This window comes from Streptomyces sp. NBRC 110611 (assembly GCF_001590865.1).
In the GTDB taxonomy this organism is placed as follows: domain Bacteria; phylum Actinomycetota; class Actinomycetes; order Streptomycetales; family Streptomycetaceae; genus Streptomyces.
In genome coordinates this window covers 183,573-200,055 of the sequence record NZ_BBUY01000001.1, presented here as the reverse complement: position 1 = coordinate 200,055, position 16,483 = coordinate 183,573, and the positions used below count along the sequence as shown (strand labels likewise).

Annotated in this window: 20 protein-coding genes; 10 read left to right on the top strand and 10 right to left on the bottom strand. The window is 67.5% G+C overall.

Annotation, left to right across the window (positions count from 1 at the left end; genetic code table 11):
* Positions 1 to 337: 337 nt before the first annotated feature.
* Positions 338 to 595, top strand: coding sequence for a hypothetical protein (locus AZE13_RS00920; protein ID WP_066925519.1), 258 nt, complete (start codon positions 338 to 340; stop codon positions 593 to 595).
* A 511-nt stretch (positions 596 to 1,106) separates the two neighbouring features.
* Positions 1,107 to 1,376, top strand: a complete 270-nt coding sequence (locus AZE13_RS00915) for a hypothetical protein (protein ID WP_066925516.1) — start codon at positions 1,107 to 1,109, stop codon at positions 1,374 to 1,376.
* 174 nt (positions 1,377 to 1,550) lie between these two features.
* Here AZE13_RS00915 and AZE13_RS00910 read toward each other — a convergent pair whose 3' ends face one another.
* Together AZE13_RS00910 and bla are read right to left on the bottom strand one after the other, a co-directional pair.
* Complete coding sequence (locus AZE13_RS00910) at positions 1,551 to 2,384, bottom strand: EamA family transporter (RefSeq protein ID WP_258527561.1); 834 nt, start codon at positions 2,382 to 2,384, stop codon at positions 1,551 to 1,553.
* A 302-nt stretch (positions 2,385 to 2,686) separates the two neighbouring features.
* Complete coding sequence (gene bla / locus AZE13_RS00905; RefSeq protein WP_066925513.1) at positions 2,687 to 3,637, bottom strand: class A beta-lactamase; 951 nt, start codon at positions 3,635 to 3,637, stop codon at positions 2,687 to 2,689.
* 127 nt (positions 3,638 to 3,764) lie between these two features.
* Here bla and AZE13_RS00900 point away from each other — a divergent pair, with 127 nt between their 5' ends.
* From AZE13_RS00900 to AZE13_RS00890, 3 genes are all read left to right on the top strand, one after another.
* Entirely contained in the window at positions 3,765 to 4,712 is a 948-nt protein-coding gene (locus AZE13_RS00900; protein ID WP_258527518.1) for a LysR family transcriptional regulator, read from the top strand.
* Positions 4,713 to 4,750: 38 nt separating this feature from the next.
* A complete protein-coding gene (locus tag AZE13_RS00895; RefSeq protein WP_066927037.1) occupies positions 4,751 to 5,653 on the top strand; it encodes a serine hydrolase in 903 nt (300 codons plus the stop codon).
* A 97-nt stretch (positions 5,654 to 5,750) separates the two neighbouring features.
* Complete coding sequence (locus AZE13_RS00890; protein WP_066927036.1) at positions 5,751 to 6,314, top strand: GNAT family N-acetyltransferase; 564 nt, start codon at positions 5,751 to 5,753, stop codon at positions 6,312 to 6,314.
* A gap of 26 nt (positions 6,315 to 6,340) precedes the next feature.
* Here the strand turns inward: AZE13_RS00890 and AZE13_RS37730 are convergent, their stop codons facing one another.
* The 5 genes from AZE13_RS37730 to AZE13_RS00865 form a co-directional block, all read right to left on the bottom strand.
* Positions 6,341 to 6,862, bottom strand: coding sequence for a hypothetical protein (locus AZE13_RS37730; protein ID WP_258527517.1), 522 nt, complete (start codon positions 6,860 to 6,862; stop codon positions 6,341 to 6,343).
* Between the two features lie 379 nt (positions 6,863 to 7,241).
* Positions 7,242 to 7,460, bottom strand: a complete 219-nt coding sequence (locus AZE13_RS00880) for a hypothetical protein (protein WP_066925510.1) — start codon at positions 7,458 to 7,460, stop codon at positions 7,242 to 7,244.
* A gap of 88 nt (positions 7,461 to 7,548) precedes the next feature.
* Positions 7,549 to 8,403 carry a helix-turn-helix domain-containing protein gene (locus AZE13_RS00875; RefSeq protein WP_066925507.1) on the bottom strand — a complete coding sequence of 285 codons (855 nt, stop codon included), beginning with the start codon at positions 8,401 to 8,403 and terminating at the stop codon, positions 7,549 to 7,551.
* A gap of 21 nt (positions 8,404 to 8,424) precedes the next feature.
* Positions 8,425 to 8,937, bottom strand: a complete 513-nt coding sequence (locus AZE13_RS00870) for a DUF6879 family protein (protein ID WP_107288207.1) — start codon at positions 8,935 to 8,937, stop codon at positions 8,425 to 8,427.
* Positions 8,915 to 9,142, bottom strand: a complete 228-nt coding sequence (locus tag AZE13_RS00865; protein ID WP_066925500.1) for a hypothetical protein — start codon at positions 9,140 to 9,142, stop codon at positions 8,915 to 8,917. Before AZE13_RS00865 ends, AZE13_RS00870 begins: the two co-directional genes overlap by 23 nt.
* Before the next feature lie 173 nt (positions 9,143 to 9,315).
* Between AZE13_RS00865 and AZE13_RS00860 the strand changes: the two genes are divergently transcribed.
* Positions 9,316 to 9,963, top strand: a complete 648-nt coding sequence (locus AZE13_RS00860; protein WP_309302161.1) for a DUF5753 domain-containing protein — start codon at positions 9,316 to 9,318, stop codon at positions 9,961 to 9,963.
* A 273-nt stretch (positions 9,964 to 10,236) separates the two neighbouring features.
* On the opposite strand, the gene AZE13_RS00855 is transcribed toward AZE13_RS00860, so the two are convergent.
* Together AZE13_RS00855 and AZE13_RS00850 are read right to left on the bottom strand one after the other, a co-directional pair.
* On the bottom strand, positions 10,237 to 10,431 hold the full coding sequence (locus AZE13_RS00855; RefSeq protein ID WP_066925495.1) for a DUF397 domain-containing protein: 195 nt from the start codon (positions 10,429 to 10,431) through the stop codon (positions 10,237 to 10,239).
* A complete protein-coding gene (locus AZE13_RS00850) occupies positions 10,428 to 11,372 on the bottom strand; it encodes a helix-turn-helix domain-containing protein (protein ID WP_079123568.1) in 945 nt (314 codons plus the stop codon). The genes AZE13_RS00855 and AZE13_RS00850 overlap by 4 nt, the downstream gene beginning before the upstream one ends.
* A 147-nt stretch (positions 11,373 to 11,519) precedes the next feature.
* Here AZE13_RS00850 and AZE13_RS00845 point away from each other — a divergent pair, with 147 nt between their 5' ends.
* The 4 genes from AZE13_RS00845 (at position 11,520) to AZE13_RS00820 (ending at position 15,931) form a co-directional block, all read left to right on the top strand.
* Positions 11,520 to 11,996, top strand: a complete 477-nt coding sequence (locus AZE13_RS00845) for an ATP-binding protein (RefSeq protein WP_079123567.1) — start codon at positions 11,520 to 11,522, stop codon at positions 11,994 to 11,996.
* Positions 11,997 to 12,867: 871 nt separating this feature from the next.
* Positions 12,868 to 13,467, top strand: a complete 600-nt coding sequence (locus AZE13_RS00835) for a hypothetical protein (RefSeq protein ID WP_066925486.1) — start codon at positions 12,868 to 12,870, stop codon at positions 13,465 to 13,467.
* 171 nt (positions 13,468 to 13,638) lie between these two features.
* On the top strand, positions 13,639 to 14,856 hold the full coding sequence (locus AZE13_RS00825; protein ID WP_147264585.1) for an ALF repeat-containing protein: 1,218 nt from the start codon (positions 13,639 to 13,641) through the stop codon (positions 14,854 to 14,856).
* A 52-nt stretch (positions 14,857 to 14,908) separates the two neighbouring features.
* Positions 14,909 to 15,931 carry an LAETG motif-containing sortase-dependent surface protein gene (locus tag AZE13_RS00820; protein WP_066925477.1) on the top strand — a complete coding sequence of 341 codons (1,023 nt, stop codon included), beginning with the start codon at positions 14,909 to 14,911 and terminating at the stop codon, positions 15,929 to 15,931.
* Positions 15,932 to 16,027: 96 nt separating this feature from the next.
* On the opposite strand, the gene AZE13_RS00815 is transcribed toward AZE13_RS00820, so the two are convergent.
* Positions 16,028 to 16,390, bottom strand: a complete 363-nt coding sequence (locus tag AZE13_RS00815) for an iron chaperone (RefSeq protein WP_066925474.1) — start codon at positions 16,388 to 16,390, stop codon at positions 16,028 to 16,030.
* Between the last annotated feature and the right edge of the window lie 93 nt (positions 16,391 to 16,483).

Sequence of the window (16,483 nt, the reverse complement as noted above, 5' to 3'; positions counted from 1 at the left end):
GATCCGTCAAGTGTCACGTCCGGGAAAGGCCCGGGATATCCCCATCACGCGCGAAAAGTAATCAACCGATCGGTTGAAAGGGGTGACCCGAGAGCGGGATACGAGAGAGAAGTTCGGCCCCGCCCGAGGAGCGAACAGGCGCCGCTTTGCGGCACTCACAGGCAGTCACGAGTTTCGGCGCGCCGCCAAGTAATTACCTGCTATTCCCCATTATCCTTTCGTAATCCTACGATAGTCGACCATCGCAGACCGCCCCGCGTCCACAACTGCACCCACATCTGCACCCACATCTGCATCCGCACCTGCACCGCATCCGCTCAATCCACCCGGAGATGAAATGCACAAGCTCCCCAAGGCTGCCGTGGTGATCGCCGCCCTCGGCACCGTCGGCCTCCTCGGCGCCGGCCTCCTCGCCGCCGCCCCCGCCCATGCCGACGGCGGGCCGAGCGGCTCCCTGTTGGATCTCCTGCAGGGCAGCTCGTGCAGATCGCACGACCTGGGCACGGACGTCCTCGGCGAGGTCGGAGTCGTCGGCGGCCTGCAGACCACCGCGCTGGGCTCGTCCATGGGCTGCAACACCCTCATCAGCAAGTAAGGCCGCGCAAGGACAGCGAGCCGCCTAATCGGATGAGCTCCGGCGACGGGTAACGGAATACAGCCGCCGTAAATCCATTTCGCGACCGCGCGCCTCGCGGCCAGAGAAGCTTCACAGCAGGAGCGGCTTCGCGGCAGGAACTTTCATGACCGACACAGCCGGCACGGTCGACACATCCGACACATCCGACACATCCGATCCAGCCGGCACCACCACACCCACTCGACGAATCGACTTCGAGCGGTCCGCGGCGGCATTTCACCATCGCGATCACGAAAACCATACTTTCGTTTTATGCGAATTCGAAATGGCCTCGCGGCACCGCACCCACTCATCGCCTTCATCGCACTGAATCAGCTCGTCTTCGTCGCGCCCGTCCGGCTCGGCAAGCAGCTCAAAGAAGAGGTTCCACAAGGGACCAGTGGGGTGATCTTTGCGCAGGCGTCACATTCAGTGGCCGGTGACGGGAAGTACAGAGGCTGATCACCGTCTCGTAATTTCAGGAGGATTCATGCGCATCCGTACCACGCTCTTCGCGGCGGCCCTGGCCACCGCTGCCCTGCTGGGCGGCGCGAGCACCGCCGCTGCCGCCGATGACCCCGGCGACTTCGGTTCGGGATTCGGGGCGAGCAGCGGCTCCGAGCCCGGCAAGAACAAGAACTCGATGGACAAGAGCAGCGAGAGCGACGAAGCCGAAGGCCCCGCCGCCGGCGCGGCCGGCCGCGAGGGTGCCGAAGACGCCGACGCCGGCGGGGCGCTCGGCCGTCTCATCGGTATGTGAGAACGCCAGGCCCTGTCGTCGGACTCCCTCCTTCCTGCCTCAGGGCAGACGACGGGAGTCTGGCGACAGGGCCTCGAGCTGTTACGGACCGGGCCCCCAGACCCGCAGGACCACAGGCCCACAGACCCAAAACCCCGCCCTAAAAGCCCTGGTGGCCCACGAACCCTTCGTGACCTACGAACCCTTCGTGGCCGCGGACCGTACCGCCCCCACGCTCGCGATGACCACCAGACCGATCGCCAGGATCTCCAGCCACCCCAGCGCCTGGTCCAGCACCAGGAAACCGGCGGTGGCCGCCGCGGCCGGCTCCAGGCTCATCATGACCGCGAAGCCCGAGGCCGGCAGCTTGCGCAGGGCGAGCAGTTCCAGGGTGTACGGCAGCACGGACGACATCAGGGCGACCCCGGCCGCCAGCACCAGGGTGACCGGGTTCAGCAGCGCCGTACCCGCGCTGACGACGCCGAGCGGCAGGCTGAGCACCGCGGCGACGGTCATCGCCAGCGCCAGCCCGTCCGCCTGCGGGAAGCGCTGCCCCGTACGGGCGGACAGCAGGATGTACGCGGCCCACAGCCCACCGGCCGCCAGCGCGCACACCGCACCGACGGGGTTCAGCCCGTCGAAGCCCTCGCGCCCCAGCAACGCCACACCGCCGAACGCCAGCGCCGCCCACACCAGGCTGAGCAGCCGGCGCGAGGTGGCCACCGAGAGGATCAACGGGCCGAGGAACTCCAGAGTGACCGCCGCGCCCAGTGGGATGCGGTCGATCGCCTGGTAGAAGAGCCCGTTCATACCGGCCAGGGCGACGCCGAAGGCGAGCACCGTGGCCCAGTCGCCGCGCGTATAGCCGCGTACCTTGGGACGGCACGCGACCAGCAGCACCAGGGCGGCGACGGCCAGCCGCAGCGCGACCACGCCCAGCGCCCCGGCTCTCGGGAACAGCAGCACCGCCACCGACGAACCGAACTGCAGCGAGACGATCCCGCCGATCACCAGTGCCACGGACGTGATCTGCCCGCGCGCACCGACCGCCCCCGTCCCCGCGCCGGGCCCTGCTGCGGTGCCTGCTGCGGTTCCTGGCTCAGGACCTGCGGAGGCTGGTGAAGCAGCTGTGGAGGCAGGAGGGGCAGCGGCGGAGTCTGCGAGGGCGGTGACGGGGGCGGAATCGGCGGAAGGCGAGGACGAACGGAGGGCAGTGGGAGCTGATATGCGTCCGTCAGGACCGGCGGGCGATGCGTTCACCCCACCACGCTAAAGCCCGTCCTTCCGCTCCGTGAAATGCCTTTTCCTGTTGCCAGGAGGAACCGGTCCCGCTACGACAGCCTGTCGACAACCACGGATGCCGCTTCCGCGATCAGCTTGTTGTCGAAGACCGCGTCCTTTGTGGTGCGGTTCGTCAGGATCGCCATCACGATGGGGGCGCCGTCGGGCGGCCACACCACGGCGATGTCATTACGGGCTCCGTAGAAGCTGCCGGCTCCGGTCTTGTCGCCGACCACCCAGTTCTTGGGCACTCCGGCCTTGATCAGCTCGGCTCCGGTGGTGTTGGTCCGCAGCCACTGCGTGAGCTGCTCGCGTTCGGCCTTGCCGAGCGCGTCTCCGAGAACGAAGGCGCGCAGGTCCTCGGCCAGCGCACGCGGCGTGCTCGTATCCCGCTTCTCGCCCGGGACCCAGTTGCTCAGCTCCGGCTCGATGCGCGCCATCCGCGTGACGTCGTCGCCCAGCTCCTTGAGTACGGCGTTGAGGGCCTTGGGCCCGCCGAGGTCGGCGAAGAGCAGGTTGGCGGCGGTGTTGTCGCTGTAGCGGACGGCGGCGTCGCACAGCTCGCGCAGGGTCATCCCGGTCGCGACGTGCTTCTCGGTGATCGGAGAGTTGTCGACCAGATCGTCGCTGGAGTACTTGATCACCTTGTCCATCCCGCCGAGGGAGTGCTTCCGCAGTACAGCACCCGCGGCGAACGCCTTGAACGTGGAGTGATGGCCGAACCGCTCCCCGTCGTTGTAGGCCACCTCGCGCCCGGTGCCGGTGTCGATGGCGTAGACACCGAGCCGCGCGTCGAACTTGCGCTCAAGCTTCTTGAACTCACCCACGTACGGCTTCACGGACGACGCCGCCGGAGATGACGCGGATGAAGACGATGCAGACGATGACGGCGATGAAGACGGTGAGGCCGAGGCGTCAGCTGGGCCACAGGCCACGAGCGGGACGAGGACAAGCGCGGACAGCGCGGCGAAAGCGGCGCGCCGGGCGCGAAGGTGCTGCATGGTCCAACCTCCAGAGTGCAGTGATCATGCGTGCGTGCCAGGAGCAGCACCACCTCACCAACCGGCGGCTATGCCGTCCAATACGTGAACGCGCCGTTCCATGCCGATATCGCATAGGGTTCGGACTGTGGATGTGGTGGGAGCGTGTCGCGCGTTCGTCAGCGTCAGTAAGCACGGCAGCTTCACCGTCGGAGCGGCCGCGGCCCGGATGTCCCAGTCGGTGGCCAGCCGTCGCGTCGCCGCCCTGGAGGAGCGTTTCGGCGAGCAGCTCTTCGAGCGCACGTCGCGCCGGGCCGTGCTGACCCCCTTCGGCCGGGACATGCTGCCGGTGGCCAGGCAGCTCGTGCAGGCGGCCGACGTCCTGCTGCACGAGGCGGAAGCCGCCAAGCGCAAGCCATGGCGGCTCGCCATGCCCGGCATCTGCTCCACGGCCGGCCTCGCCCGCCTCGTCGCCGAGGCACGAGAGCACGGTGTCACGCTCGATCTCCGTGTCGCGGCGCCGGCCCAGCGCGCGGAGCTCCTCCACTCGCAGCAGGTCCGTGCCGCCCTGCTCGCCGTACCCGCGGACGAGACGACATGGTCCGTACCGCTCGGGCTGGCCGGCGCCCAGGATCCCGGCGTCAAGCGCGTCTACCTCGAAACGCTGCGGATCGGCCGGGCCTCCCCCGGCCCGGCCCGCCGCGTCTGGATCCAGCCGGAGGACGACGTACCGCACATCCGCGACCCGCTGACGCGACTGCGCGACGCGGTCGGCCTGCGGCCCGCACAGCTCGTCGCCGCGGCCGACCTGACGACCGCCGCGGCAGAGGTGATCGGCACCCGCGACCTGCTGCTGTGCTCCCCGTCGCAGGCCGCCGAACTCGCCCTGCACTGGCGGCCCATAGGCGAGTTCGCCCTCAGCCGCGGATACGCCCTCGCCGCCGCCGCTGACGGCAACCCGCAGCCCCTCGAAGTGCGCCTGGGCAACGCCCTCGCCCGCTGCCTCGGCTCCCCCGGCGCAGACGCTCACACGGACCACCGGACGCCCACCCGGCCGAGCACCACAGGAAGCACGACGGCACGAGCGAGGTCATGAGCGACGACACAGGCACCGACACCGACATGGACGACGGCATGAACACCGAGGCGCTCCTCCGCGACCTGCGCCGGCAGCTAAGCGACGGCGGCCTGCACAGCTGTCTGCTCGTACGCGACCTCCACACCGGAGAAGAACTCGGCATCGACCCGGACACCCAGCTGCCGTCCGCCTCCCTGGTCAAGGTCCCCCTCGCCCTGGCCACCACGGAGCGCATCCGACGCGGCGAGCTCGACGGCGCGACGATGCTCGACGTACCACCCGGGCGGATCACCACCCGCGGCCCCACCGGCCTGAGCCGATTCCGCCACCCCGCCCGGATCGCCGTCGACGACCTGCTCTACCTGAGCACCTGCCTGAGCGACGGAACGGCCGCCGACGCACTGTTCGGCCTCACCCCTCCCGCCCAGGTCGCCGCCCTCCTCCACGAGTTCGGCCTCCGCGGCATCACCGTCCGGCACACCGTCGACGAACTGACCGACACCCCCGAGGAACGCTTCGACGCCGACCAGGCCCACCTCGCCCATGCCCTCGCCATAGACGCCGGCACCAGTGGCCGCGGCCACCGGGTACCGCAGCTCGACACCACCCGCGCCAACACCGGCAGCGCACGCTCCTACGTAGAACTCCTCCAGGCCCTCTGGACCCCCTCGGACATCCACCCCGAAGTGGCCCGGCGCGTACGCGACCTCATGGCCCACAATGTGCTGCGCCACCGCCTCGCCCCGGACTTCAGCTCGGACGCCACCACGTGGTCCTCCAAGACCGGCACCCTCCTCAACCTCCGTCACGAGATCGGCGTCGTCGAGCACTCCGACGGCCAGGCCTTCGCCATCGCCGTCCTCACCGAGTCCCTCGTCCCGGCCGGCACCCAGCCCGGCGCCGAGGCCCTCATGTCCCACGCCGCCCGCACCCTACGAGACCACCTCCGCCAGCTCTAGGTGTGCTGATCGGAGAGGTTGGTGACGCGGCTGGCTGGGGTGTGGCCGAGGCCGGAGCGCGGGCCTCAACTGGGGCCTGCTGGCTATGCTGCCGACCATGACCAGCGGTGTGATCACTGAGCCTGCCATTCTTGACGCCATCGAGCTGACTTCCGATCCGGAGCTGGAGGTCCGGTTTGCTGAGTCGGCTCACCGGATCCTGGCGGACCTGATCGGCGGAGGTGCCGCGCTGGGCTGGGTCGAACCGCCCGCGCGGGACGAGGTGGCGGAACTTCTCGACCACGTCGTCTCTGCGGTACAGACCGGGGATGCGGCCCTGCGTGCCGCCTACCTCGACCGTCGACTGGTCGGGTTGGGGTACTGGCTGCGCTACGCCCGGCCGACTCATCGGCCGCACGCCGATCTGGAGAAGATCGCGGTAGGTGCTGATGCCCATGGTCGTGGCGTCGGTCGGGCGCTGACCGCTGCCTTGATCGCTGACGCCCGGGAGGCAGGGATCGAAGTCCTCACCCTGGACGTCCGTGGCGACAACACCAAAGCCCTGCACCTCTACCGGTCGCTGGGCTTCACCGAATACGGCCGCCTGCCCGACTTCGTCGCTGTCGGCGAACACCGCTACGACAAGGTCTTCTACATGCTGGACTTCCGCCGGCAGAGCTGACCACTGCCACGCACGAACCCACGCTCCTAGCGCAGTGGACACCGGTGCTCCGGGCGCACCCGGTTCGGGCTGCAAGCAATCAGGTTCAGCGACAGAAACCGGTCCCCGCTCACCCACCACCCACCGACCCGGTCCTCCCCCGCCGCCAGAACCCGCACGGTCTCCCCGTACTGCCGCCGCCACTCGGGCCACTCACACCGCTCGGACGGCTCACACCACTTGGGCCACTCACGCCGCTCGGACGGCTCACGCCGCTCGGACGGCTCACGCGCCTCAACCGCCGAACTCCCCACGTACAACGGCGAGCCGACCAACAACTCCCCGTACTTCTCCAACTGCCCTACATACCACCTGGCCCCCTCCCCCGGCTCGTAGAACGTCCCCTCGATCCGCGAAGCCGGCTTCAGCAGCCAGTCCGCACACTCCAACGGCGTCACCTGCGCCGACCGGAACTCGGGGTGCCCCGGCCGCCGGTGAGCATCACCCGGCTTCACAAGCACATCGCCATGCCCGAGCCAGACGTAGGCGTGGTGGTGGGGTCGCGCCATTTCACTCCCTGCCAGGTGCCGGTGAGCCCCTGGATTCGCTCCGATTGCCTGCTGAGAGGCGGCCCGCACCGCGCAAGGACACGGACGGACCGCCTGATGGACGAGTCAACGGGTCACTGGCGGCCGCAGCCGTCCCCGTCGCCGCAGCCCCCGCTGGGGTTGCCTTCCTGACCGTCGCCCTCATCTCCGCCGTACTTGACCGGGTCCAGGCGGTATCGCATGGTGAACTCCTCGGTGCTGTGTCGGCGCACGGTCCATCCGCGCGTCGCCGTGCACTTGCGAGGGCCCCTTGGCGGGCCCACCCGCTCCGGCCGTGTCCTGCCAGGGAATGACGGCCGGAGCGGGATTCTTCGCAGCTACCGAGCCTCCGAGCCCCGGATCAGGACGCCCCCGAGTGCGTCATCCGATGCCGCACGATCAGCACGTTGAAGTCGGTCACCCGACTGAAGTCCCCCTCCGCCTCGGCCTGCTTCCGCCCGCGCTCCAGCTCTGCGCACTCGGTGCACTTCTCGCAGCTGAGCGCCAGCTCTTCCTCCACTAGCCAGCCGTCGAGGGGTAGCTCCACAGGGCGTTGGCTGTACCGAATGGGGCTCGTCATCACATCTCCACTGGGCTGGTTACGTCTCGCAACCAGTCAACGGCTGTGGGCCATCAGGCTCAACGAGCGTGCCCGAACTTGCCCACGATCACCCGAGAGCGTCAATCGCCTGCGTGATAAGGGCGCGGGCCTCTGCTCCGTATACGGCCTGCTCGGCCAGTGTGCTGAAGGTGTCTGCGTACAGGCCGATTTCGTGCCGTTGCACGATAGTCAGGTGTGCTGACACCAGCTCGACGTTCGCTTGAGCGTCGTCGAAGAGGAAGAAGCCCTCGACGGGCCACAGCGCTGAGCGATCAGCCGCCAAGGGGATGATGCCGAGGCTGACGGACGGCAGCGTTGAAACTGTCAGCAGGTGCCCCAGTTGGCCGGCCATCGTCTCGACCCCACCGATCCTGTACCGGAGGGCGGCCTCTTCCAGGATGATCGAGAACCGGTGATTGCCCTTGTGCACGATGTGCTGCTTGTTGACGCGGACGCGCACTGCTTCCTCAACGTCATCGATGAGCCGGCGCCGGTCGCGGATCGAGGTCAGGAGCGCTCGAATGTAAGCCTTGGTCTGCACAGGGCCTGGGATGAGCCACGAGGAGTAGATGCGGTAACGGAGCGTGCGCTCCCAGACCGGGAGCACCGACTCTTGAGCGCGGCGCAGTCCTGACCGTTCCAGTTGGCGCCACTCGACATACATGCCGTCGATGCCGCGGGCGGTTTCGATCAGTTCGTTAGCGAGGTGCGGAACCCCACAGTGATCTGCGTAGGCGCGGATGTCATCGAATGACGGTTGCCTGGCCCCGCTCTCGATCTTCGAGCACTTGGATTCGTGCCAGCCTGCGAGCGCGGCCAGCGCCCGTGCGGTAAGTCCGGAGTCTTTCCGGATCTCGCGCAGGCGCCGACCGAAGGATACCCGTGCCTCCCTTACTGCGGAGGAGGAAGGTGGAGTGGACACTGTGCTTCAGGCGCCCTGTCCTCATACCAGCCGGTACTGGGCATGGGGGACGACGTTCTCCCAGACGGTCTTGAACGCGGAGGAGAGGAAGGACACCAGCTGGGGGCTTTCGACGTACTCGTGCTGGAGTGACTCACCGTCACCATCGAAGTGATTGATCAGTGCCGCCTTGTCGTCGAAGACCCAGAAGTCGTTCCCTGGAAGTGCGAGGGCCGTGGCCTGACGGCGTGGGAGCCAGCCGACTTCTTCTCCGGCGTTGATGTTGAGCCCGTCGGTGACCGAGTGCTCGAACCGGATGTAGTCGGAGACGGGCTCCGAGACGATGCGAGCGCGACGGACCGCTACCCCTCTGTCTGTCGCTTCCCTCACGATGTCAAGCCAGCCTCGCCAGCGCTCCGCCGGATCGATGGCCTTCCCCGCGGCCCAGTCGATGAAGGCAGGATCCGACCGCATATAGCCGTCCCGCATCTCCAGGTGGACTGCCGACTGGCGGCAACTGCGGAACAGATCCTCAAAAGTCGGGGCCTTCGTCACCGTTCACCTCCAAGAAGAACTGCACCATGCGGCGGGGGATCTCAACCACCGTCTCATGAGCGGGGAGGTCCAGTTGAGTCAGGCGATCTGCGTCCTCGATCTTCCACCCTTGGACAAGGTAGGTGTCTTTTGCGTCATCCAGGTAGATCGTGGGAGACCCCCCGCTCGGGCTCTCAGGGTCCTTGCCTAGTTTGTGCAGGGTCATGATGTCCTCCTCGGGCAGAGATGACGGTCTCCCTGACAGAGCTTGCCGTGGACTGCACGCGGGAGAAAGGAACTTGCCCAAACTTGCCCACTCTCCAGCGGGGGTGAGGAAGAGTGGCGACGGCGCGTTCTGGGTGGCCGTGATCGACTGCACGCCCGGTGTGGGGTTTCCTGATGCCAGCAGTGCCCGGCGGAGAGGGAGGTAGCGTGGTAACGCAGCCCAACGAACCCACGGATTGGGACGCACTACTTCAGGAAGGCATGGGGCCGACACAAGAGGCCTTCTTGGAGTTGGTAAGGAACACTAAACACTCTCGGAAATACTGTTCGAACGTTATCTGGGGACACCTTCAAACTCCGGATTACGTACGGGCGATGCTGCGTCTGGTCGTTGACTTCCACGGAACACCCAACGATGTTGAGGCCGGGGTGAAGGCTCGGACCGCGAGGGCCAGCCTCATCGGCCAAGGCGGACGTACATACCACGTGGTCCTCGCTCAAGAAGCGCTGCGCACCAACATTGGCGGCCCGGAGGTCATGCGCGCTCAGCTTGCCCGGCTCCATGACGCGATTGACCTTCCTGGCCTGAGACTGGGCATCATCCCCGACCGGGCAGAGCGGCACATCTACCCCGGCCACTCGTTCGGAATCTTCGACGGAAATCGGGTCGAGGTCGAACTGTACGGGACCGATCCGGTGTGCACTGACCGCAAGCAGATTGACACCTACGAGAAGGCATTCACCCTCCTGGAGAGATCAGCCGTATACGGCGATGAAGCCAAGGCTCTGATCAGTGCCGAGTTGGCCGCCCTCCGCACCTGAAGGCAGAGCCCCTGCCCGGAGAGGTGGCTAAGGGACAGCTGCCCCGGCCGGTCGTCGGCTCCTTCTGTTGCCAGCGACCGGCCGGGAACCTGTTCTCAACCACGCGGGGACGGATCGTGTACTCCCCACCGCTTGAGCCTTGTAGAGAAGCCCGTGTGGCGGATCTCGTAGTCAGCTGGCACACCGCCGGACCAGGGACGAGGCGGCCGCGAGCACGCCGCCCCGTCGTCTTCGGAGGCGTCCTCCACGCCCTCGGCCGCAGGTGGATACCTCTCAGGCAGCTGTGAACTCGTCAGTCGCCAGCATCTCCAAGAACGCTCCCCAAGCTCCCGCTCCGAAGACGAGACGCGGGCCCACCGCATCTTTGCTGTCGCGTATAGCCGTGGCGCCAGGAACGTTCCGGGCCACTTCCACGCACTCGCCTTGGGAACCGCTGTAGCTGGACTTGTGGAACTCAAACGTGGTCACCGGTTCTCCTTGATCAGGCTGGACAGCCGGGCGCGGGTGTCCTCGGGAGACAGCGCCTTCCTGCGAACGCTATCGAACAGCCCTCGGTGCCGGTTCGCATCCTCCTCACTCTCCAGCCACAACCTGGAGCTGGCGGTCTCGACGTAGACGACGTCCGTAGAGGCTGGCTCCTCAAAACCCACAATCACAAACGGTCCGCTCATCGACGCGTGCGCCCCAGCCTCGAACGGCCACACCTGCAGTTTGACATTGGGCATGGCGGAAACCTCAAGCAGTCGTTCCAGCTGTGCCTGCATTACCGTCGGTCCACCAACCTGCTGCCGAAGTACGGCCTCAGAGAGCACCGCCCACAACTCGAGCGTCTCGCCATCCGTCAGTCGGGCCTGTCTGCCAACACGCGCCGCAACGAACTGATCAACATGGTCCGGGTCCTCCCACACATCATCCGCTACGGCCACCGCACGGGCGTACTCGGGCGTCTGCAACAGCCCAGGGACCAACTGGTTCTGGAACGTCCGAACGCTGGAAGCCCCGGCCTCCAGTTGGATGTACTCCAGCAGGTCGCCGAGGTCGGTGTACTCCTCCCACCAGCCCTTTGCGCGCCGACGCTCTCGGTCCGCCTTCGCCAGAGCGAGCAGACGATCCCGGGTTGCGTCGGCACGCTCCACGCCGTACAAGTCACACAGCGCATGAAGATCGGGGTCGCGGACCGGCACGACACCACGCTCTATCTTGGCGATCTTCGTTTGTGTCGCTGTCAGGTGTCGCGCTGCCTGGGGCTGTGTCAGCCCTTGTGCGTCACGAAGCTTCAGCAACTCCCCACCGAGCTTTCTGCCCAGGACAGTGGACTTCCGCCCCGCACCCGCCTGTTGACCTGTCAACTCTGACCTCCCGTACACGGTGAGCCAAGTCTCCAGTTGCCCAACTCTGTGCTGCAACATGGATCTTGAGGCTATCACTCTGGGGAATTAATTCCCCAGATTTGCTTGCTAGCGGACTGCAGTCGGTGCCACCTTGAGTACCAACCCGTCACGCTGCGGCAGTCGCCCGCACGGCGGTTCTCCAGTCGCGCTCCCCAAGGGATAGCCATGTCCACACGCGCCCGACCAGCAGCAAAACGGCTGGCATTCGCCCAACAGCCCGCCTCGACGCACCACTTTCCCAGCGATTACCGCAGCGTGAGGCGAGCGCGCGAAGCACTCCGCCACCAGCTCGGCATCTGGCACGTCATCGGTGAACTTGCCTGCTTGGCGGAGCTGCTGGTATCCGAACTGGTCACCAACGCGGTGAAGGCACAGGTTCCCCCCGCCCCGGAGATCGGCGTCCGGTTCACGTTGACGGATGGCCGGCTGCGCCTGGAGGTGCACGACTCGAGCGACGAACTACCCATGATGAATCAAGCCGAGGAGGACGAAGAATGCGGGCGTGGTTTGTTGCTGGTGGACGTCTTGGCGAGTGGCTGGGGCGTCGACCGGGACGACACCGGAAAGACCGTGTGGGCCGAGCTGGCGGTAGGCGGTGGTTCGCAGCCGGGTCGGCCAACGCCAGGGCAGAACCGGCCGTGACAGGCCCGGCAGCCCCGGCGTGCATGGCCTACCGGGCAGCGGCTACCGCCCGTTGCCCCGATGGGACTCCGGTGGACCTTGGCGGCTGGGTCTCGCACTCGCCGAGCGACGCGCTGAGCTGGGTTCGCAAACGGGCGGAACAAGTGGCGCAGCAGGTGGGCGCTCCGTACGACCGAGCGGTGCGGGCGTGGCTGGACGACACGGTCGAGTACAGCTGGGCGGTGGACGGGCTGGGGGTAGGAGTGCCGTTCGTGCTCCGGGCAGTTGACGCGGAGGGCTGTATGTACGCGTTCATCGCCCGACCGGATGGGGATGCGCGTACCACGACGACGCACCTTCGGGTATTGGGGGACAAGGGGACAGCATGGAGGAGTCGGGCGTGAGGAGCGGGGACCAGCACGTACATGGAGAGGCTGGGACTACGGGACAGCAGCGGGAATTGCAACAGCGGCTGACACGGCTTTCCCGTCACTTTCCTGCTGAGCAAGAGACTTCTGTGGACGCCGTTTTGAAGGGATTCCGGCGACTTCATGCCGCGCTGGAATGGCAAGGAGAGGGCTGCTGAAGGGCAGTGCGGTCACGTCGGCGGCTTCTCAAAACTGTCGGTAATCACCTCTTGCTGGTCGGGGCGCCACCGGAAGGCTCGGGGTGGGTGGCGGGGGTGGGTGGCGGGCTGCGGTGCCCGCAGCCGCCATCGGGCCAGGCCCTGCACCCTGCCCGGGTGATGCCCCAGGCACCGTCCTTCGGTAACACGGCCCATCGGCCGTATGGCGGAGCCGGGTCAGCCCACGGCTCGATGTGTGACGACCCTCCCGGCCGCGATCTTCGTGGACGAACGGGTCGGTTGGGCCCAGTGAGACAGGGAACACACATGCATCTGCCCCCGCGCATCGACGAACACCCAGTCCGCTCCGGACGGTTCCGCAGTGCCTGGCGGGCCGCTCATGAGCCCGTCGCCGGGGTCTCCCGGCGTCTGCACCTCACCGCCTGGGCCGTGGTGTTGGCAGTCCTGCCGTCCAGCTTGTGGCGGCTCCCGGTCGCTTTCGCTCCTGGGGGCAGGGGCGGGATCGGCGAGCGGCTGTACGTCGTCTTCCTGTCGGTCTTGTCCGAGGCTCTCGCGTTCACCGCGTTCGGCCTGATCGCTCGGTGGGGCGAGGTGTTCCCGCGCTGGCTCCCGTTGGTGGGAGGACGCCGGGTCCCGACGATGGCGGCAGTCGTCCCCGCCGCGACCGGGGCCGCTCTCCTCACCTTCTTGTGGACCGTCCTCGGTCCCGTCACCCAGGTCATGGGCACGACGATCCGGGGTGACGCGCTTCCCGGTGACTTCCCGGGCGAGGCCGGCGGCTGGGAGGAGGCCTGGTTCCACATCTGCTACACGCCGCTGATCCTGTGGGGGCCGCTCCTTGCCGTACTGACCATCGCGTACTGGAGACGACGGCGTGCGGACGAGCGGAAGGGGAGCCGGGTCTGAGGGGCGACGACCAGGCTCCGGAGACTTCGCCCGGTACCGGAGGACGTCCTTCGGGCCGGCCGGCCGTATCTGCGCAGCCGGTCAGCCCAACCCGCCCTCCGGGATAAAACATGACTGCTCTACCCTGGATTGCGTAATTTACGAACCCATGACCGACATACCGACATAGGGTTGTCCACCGGAAAGCTGGGGGTATCCGCGTTGAAGCTCAAGCGTGTCTCCGCGGCAGTAGCCACTGCCGCGATAGCGCCTGCCGTCCTGTTCTCTTCTCCGGCCTTCGCCGCTGACACCCCCAAGACCTCGCCGGCCTCGGCTCCGGACACGGCATCTGAGGCACAGAAGGAGGGCGGGAAGAAGGGCGGGGCGTCCGAGGGCTCTGCCTCGTCGCCTTCCTCGTCCTCCTCTTCCTCTTCCTCGCCCTCGGCCTCGGCGTCCTCGTCGGCCTCCTCGTCCAAGGGTGCGAGCGACGAGGACAACCGCTTTGCCATCCTCAAGATCATCGGCAAGGTCGAGCCCGGCAGCAATGTCGACAAAGCCGCGCAGCAGGCCATGAACGGCTCCCCCGAGGACCGCGTGCGCTTCCTGGAGGTGGGCTACAAGAAGGCCCAGACCACCGACTACCGGCTGCGCGTCTACTGGATCTTGAGCGTCGGCGGCAAGGGCGTGAAGAGGGAAGCCCAGAAGGCGCTGGAGAAGAACACTTACGCCGCCCTCCGCGAGTTCCTCGAGACCGGCCAGTACAAGGCCCGCGACGAGGACAACTGCGTCGAGATCATGCGCATCGTCGCCAAGGCCAAGCCCGGGAGCGTGGTCTTCGACGCCGCGCAGGAGGTCATGGACGGCAGTCCCGAGGACCGTACGCGCTTCCTGGAAACCGGCTATGAAATGGCCCAGTTCGCGGACGACAGGCTGCGCACGGTCCAGATCTACAGCGTCGGCGGCAAGGCCGTACAGAAGGCCGCCACCGAGGCGCTGAGGAAGAAGACCCACGAGGCCCTCCGTGAGTTCCTCAAGGTCGGCCAGTACGAGGCCCGCAGGCTGGACGAGGCCGAGGCCGCCAAGGACAAGGCCCAGGGCAAGGGCAAGGACGGCACGGGCGACGGGAAGGCCACGGGGAGCCAGGAGTCCAAGGACGGCAAGGCTTCCGGCGGTGACAAGCAGCAGGAGCAGGCCGGCGCCAGGAATGTCTCGGACGTCCATGCCTCCCGCGGCACCACCGGCGCCGAGCACGCCGTAGCGGCCTCCGGCACCGACTCCTCCGGCACCCAGTTGGCCGCCACCGGCGCCGGCTCGGCCACCCCGTGGGCCATCGGCGGCTCCGCCGCCGCCCTCACTGCAGGCGCGGGCCTGGTCATCGCCGCCCGCCGCCGTACCGCCAACGAGCGCTGATCCGCGCTCACCTCCACGCCCCCACGTTTTCTCCCATCAGAGGTTCTGACACGTGAAGTTGCACCGTTCCGCCGCGGTCGTCGCCGCGGCGGCCATAGCCCCCGTCCTCTTCCTGGCTCCCAGTGCCGTTGCGGCCACCGCCCCGGCGGCCGGGTCCACGGAGGTCACCACCCCGTCGCCGGCGGAGGCCGGAAAGCTCAGCGCCGTCCCGCTGACCATCACCGGCCAGAGCGAGGTCACCACCGGCCAGTGGCTGCAGGCGAAGCTGACCGTCAAGAACCCCGATGACGAACCGCTCACCGGCTTCTCGGTGCGCATGGTGGTCGGCTACTCGGGCTGGAACGCCAAGTCCGGTGAGATCGAGCTGGAGCAGCGCTCCCAGGACGGTTCCTGGGCGGCGATCGCTCCCGACCCGAGCGACCCGAGCGACCCCCACGAGTTCAAGCTTGAGGTGCCGACACTGGAGGCGCACGGCAAGTTCACCGTGGACCTTCGCCTGCGGCTTGCGACCCGCCTCATCTACGAGGAGGGCATCAACGGCTTTATCGCCCCCTTCGGAATGCCGAAGGAGAAGGACCGGCCGATCGAGAGGTCCCCCTTCTTCTACTTCTTCCCGGCCCCCGCGGATGGGGCTAAGCGCCCGGACACCGGGGACGACAAGACCCCGGGTGACGACAAGAAGCCGGGCGACGACAAGACTCCGGGCGGCGAGAAGAAGCCGGACGCGGGCAGGGACACGGGCCACAAGCCTTCCGGCGGCGGTGACTCCAAGCCCTCCACCGGCGACGGCAAGACGCCGGGTGCCCACGACGGCAAGGGTGACGACACGGCCGGCGGCAAGACCGGCGGGAGCACTCAGAGCGAGCCCGTCGCACCCGCGAAGCCGGCCGCCGACAAGCCCTCGGCCGAGAAGTCCGCCGCTGAGAAGCCGGTCGCTTCCGGTGGCGACGAGAAGCTGGCCGCCACCGGCGCCGGCCCGGCCACCCCGTGGGCCATCGGCGGCTCCGCCGCCGCCCTCACCGCAGGCGCGGGCCTGGTCATCGCCGCCCGCCGCCGCACCGCCAACAAGCACTGAAACGAGCGCTGACCCGCGCTCACCCGCACACACCGCACAGCCGGCCTTTCCCTTCCGGGCTCTTCCCGCCCCGAGGGGAAGGCCGGCTGTGCGGTGTCAGCAGACCGTGCCGGGCCGCGCCGCCGTAGCCCTGAGCAGGTCCCGCAGCAAGTCGAAGTCGATGGTCTCCGGCCTGCGGAAACGCAGGCAGCCCTTGCCCATGTCCTGATCGGCGAGCCGTTCGGCGAACGCCTCGCGGACATCACCGCGCATCAGGTAGAAGGAGAGGTACTGCTTCTGGCCGGCGAACGCGATCTCGGCGATGCCGTCGCGCTCGTACGCGGGCATTCCATACGCCATGACCTCTTCGAAGCCCTCCAGCTCGGCTCGGCACAACCGGCGCAACCTGGCCAAGGCGTCCCTGCGCCGTTCGGGCACCTCGGCCAGGTAGGCATCTACGTCCTTCGCATCGCTCTGCATTCGCGTCACTCTGCACCATTGCACACGGTTATGTCGCACCTGACAGCCCCGAGGCCTCCATCAGCGTCTCCATCAGCGTCTCCGTCAGTGCCT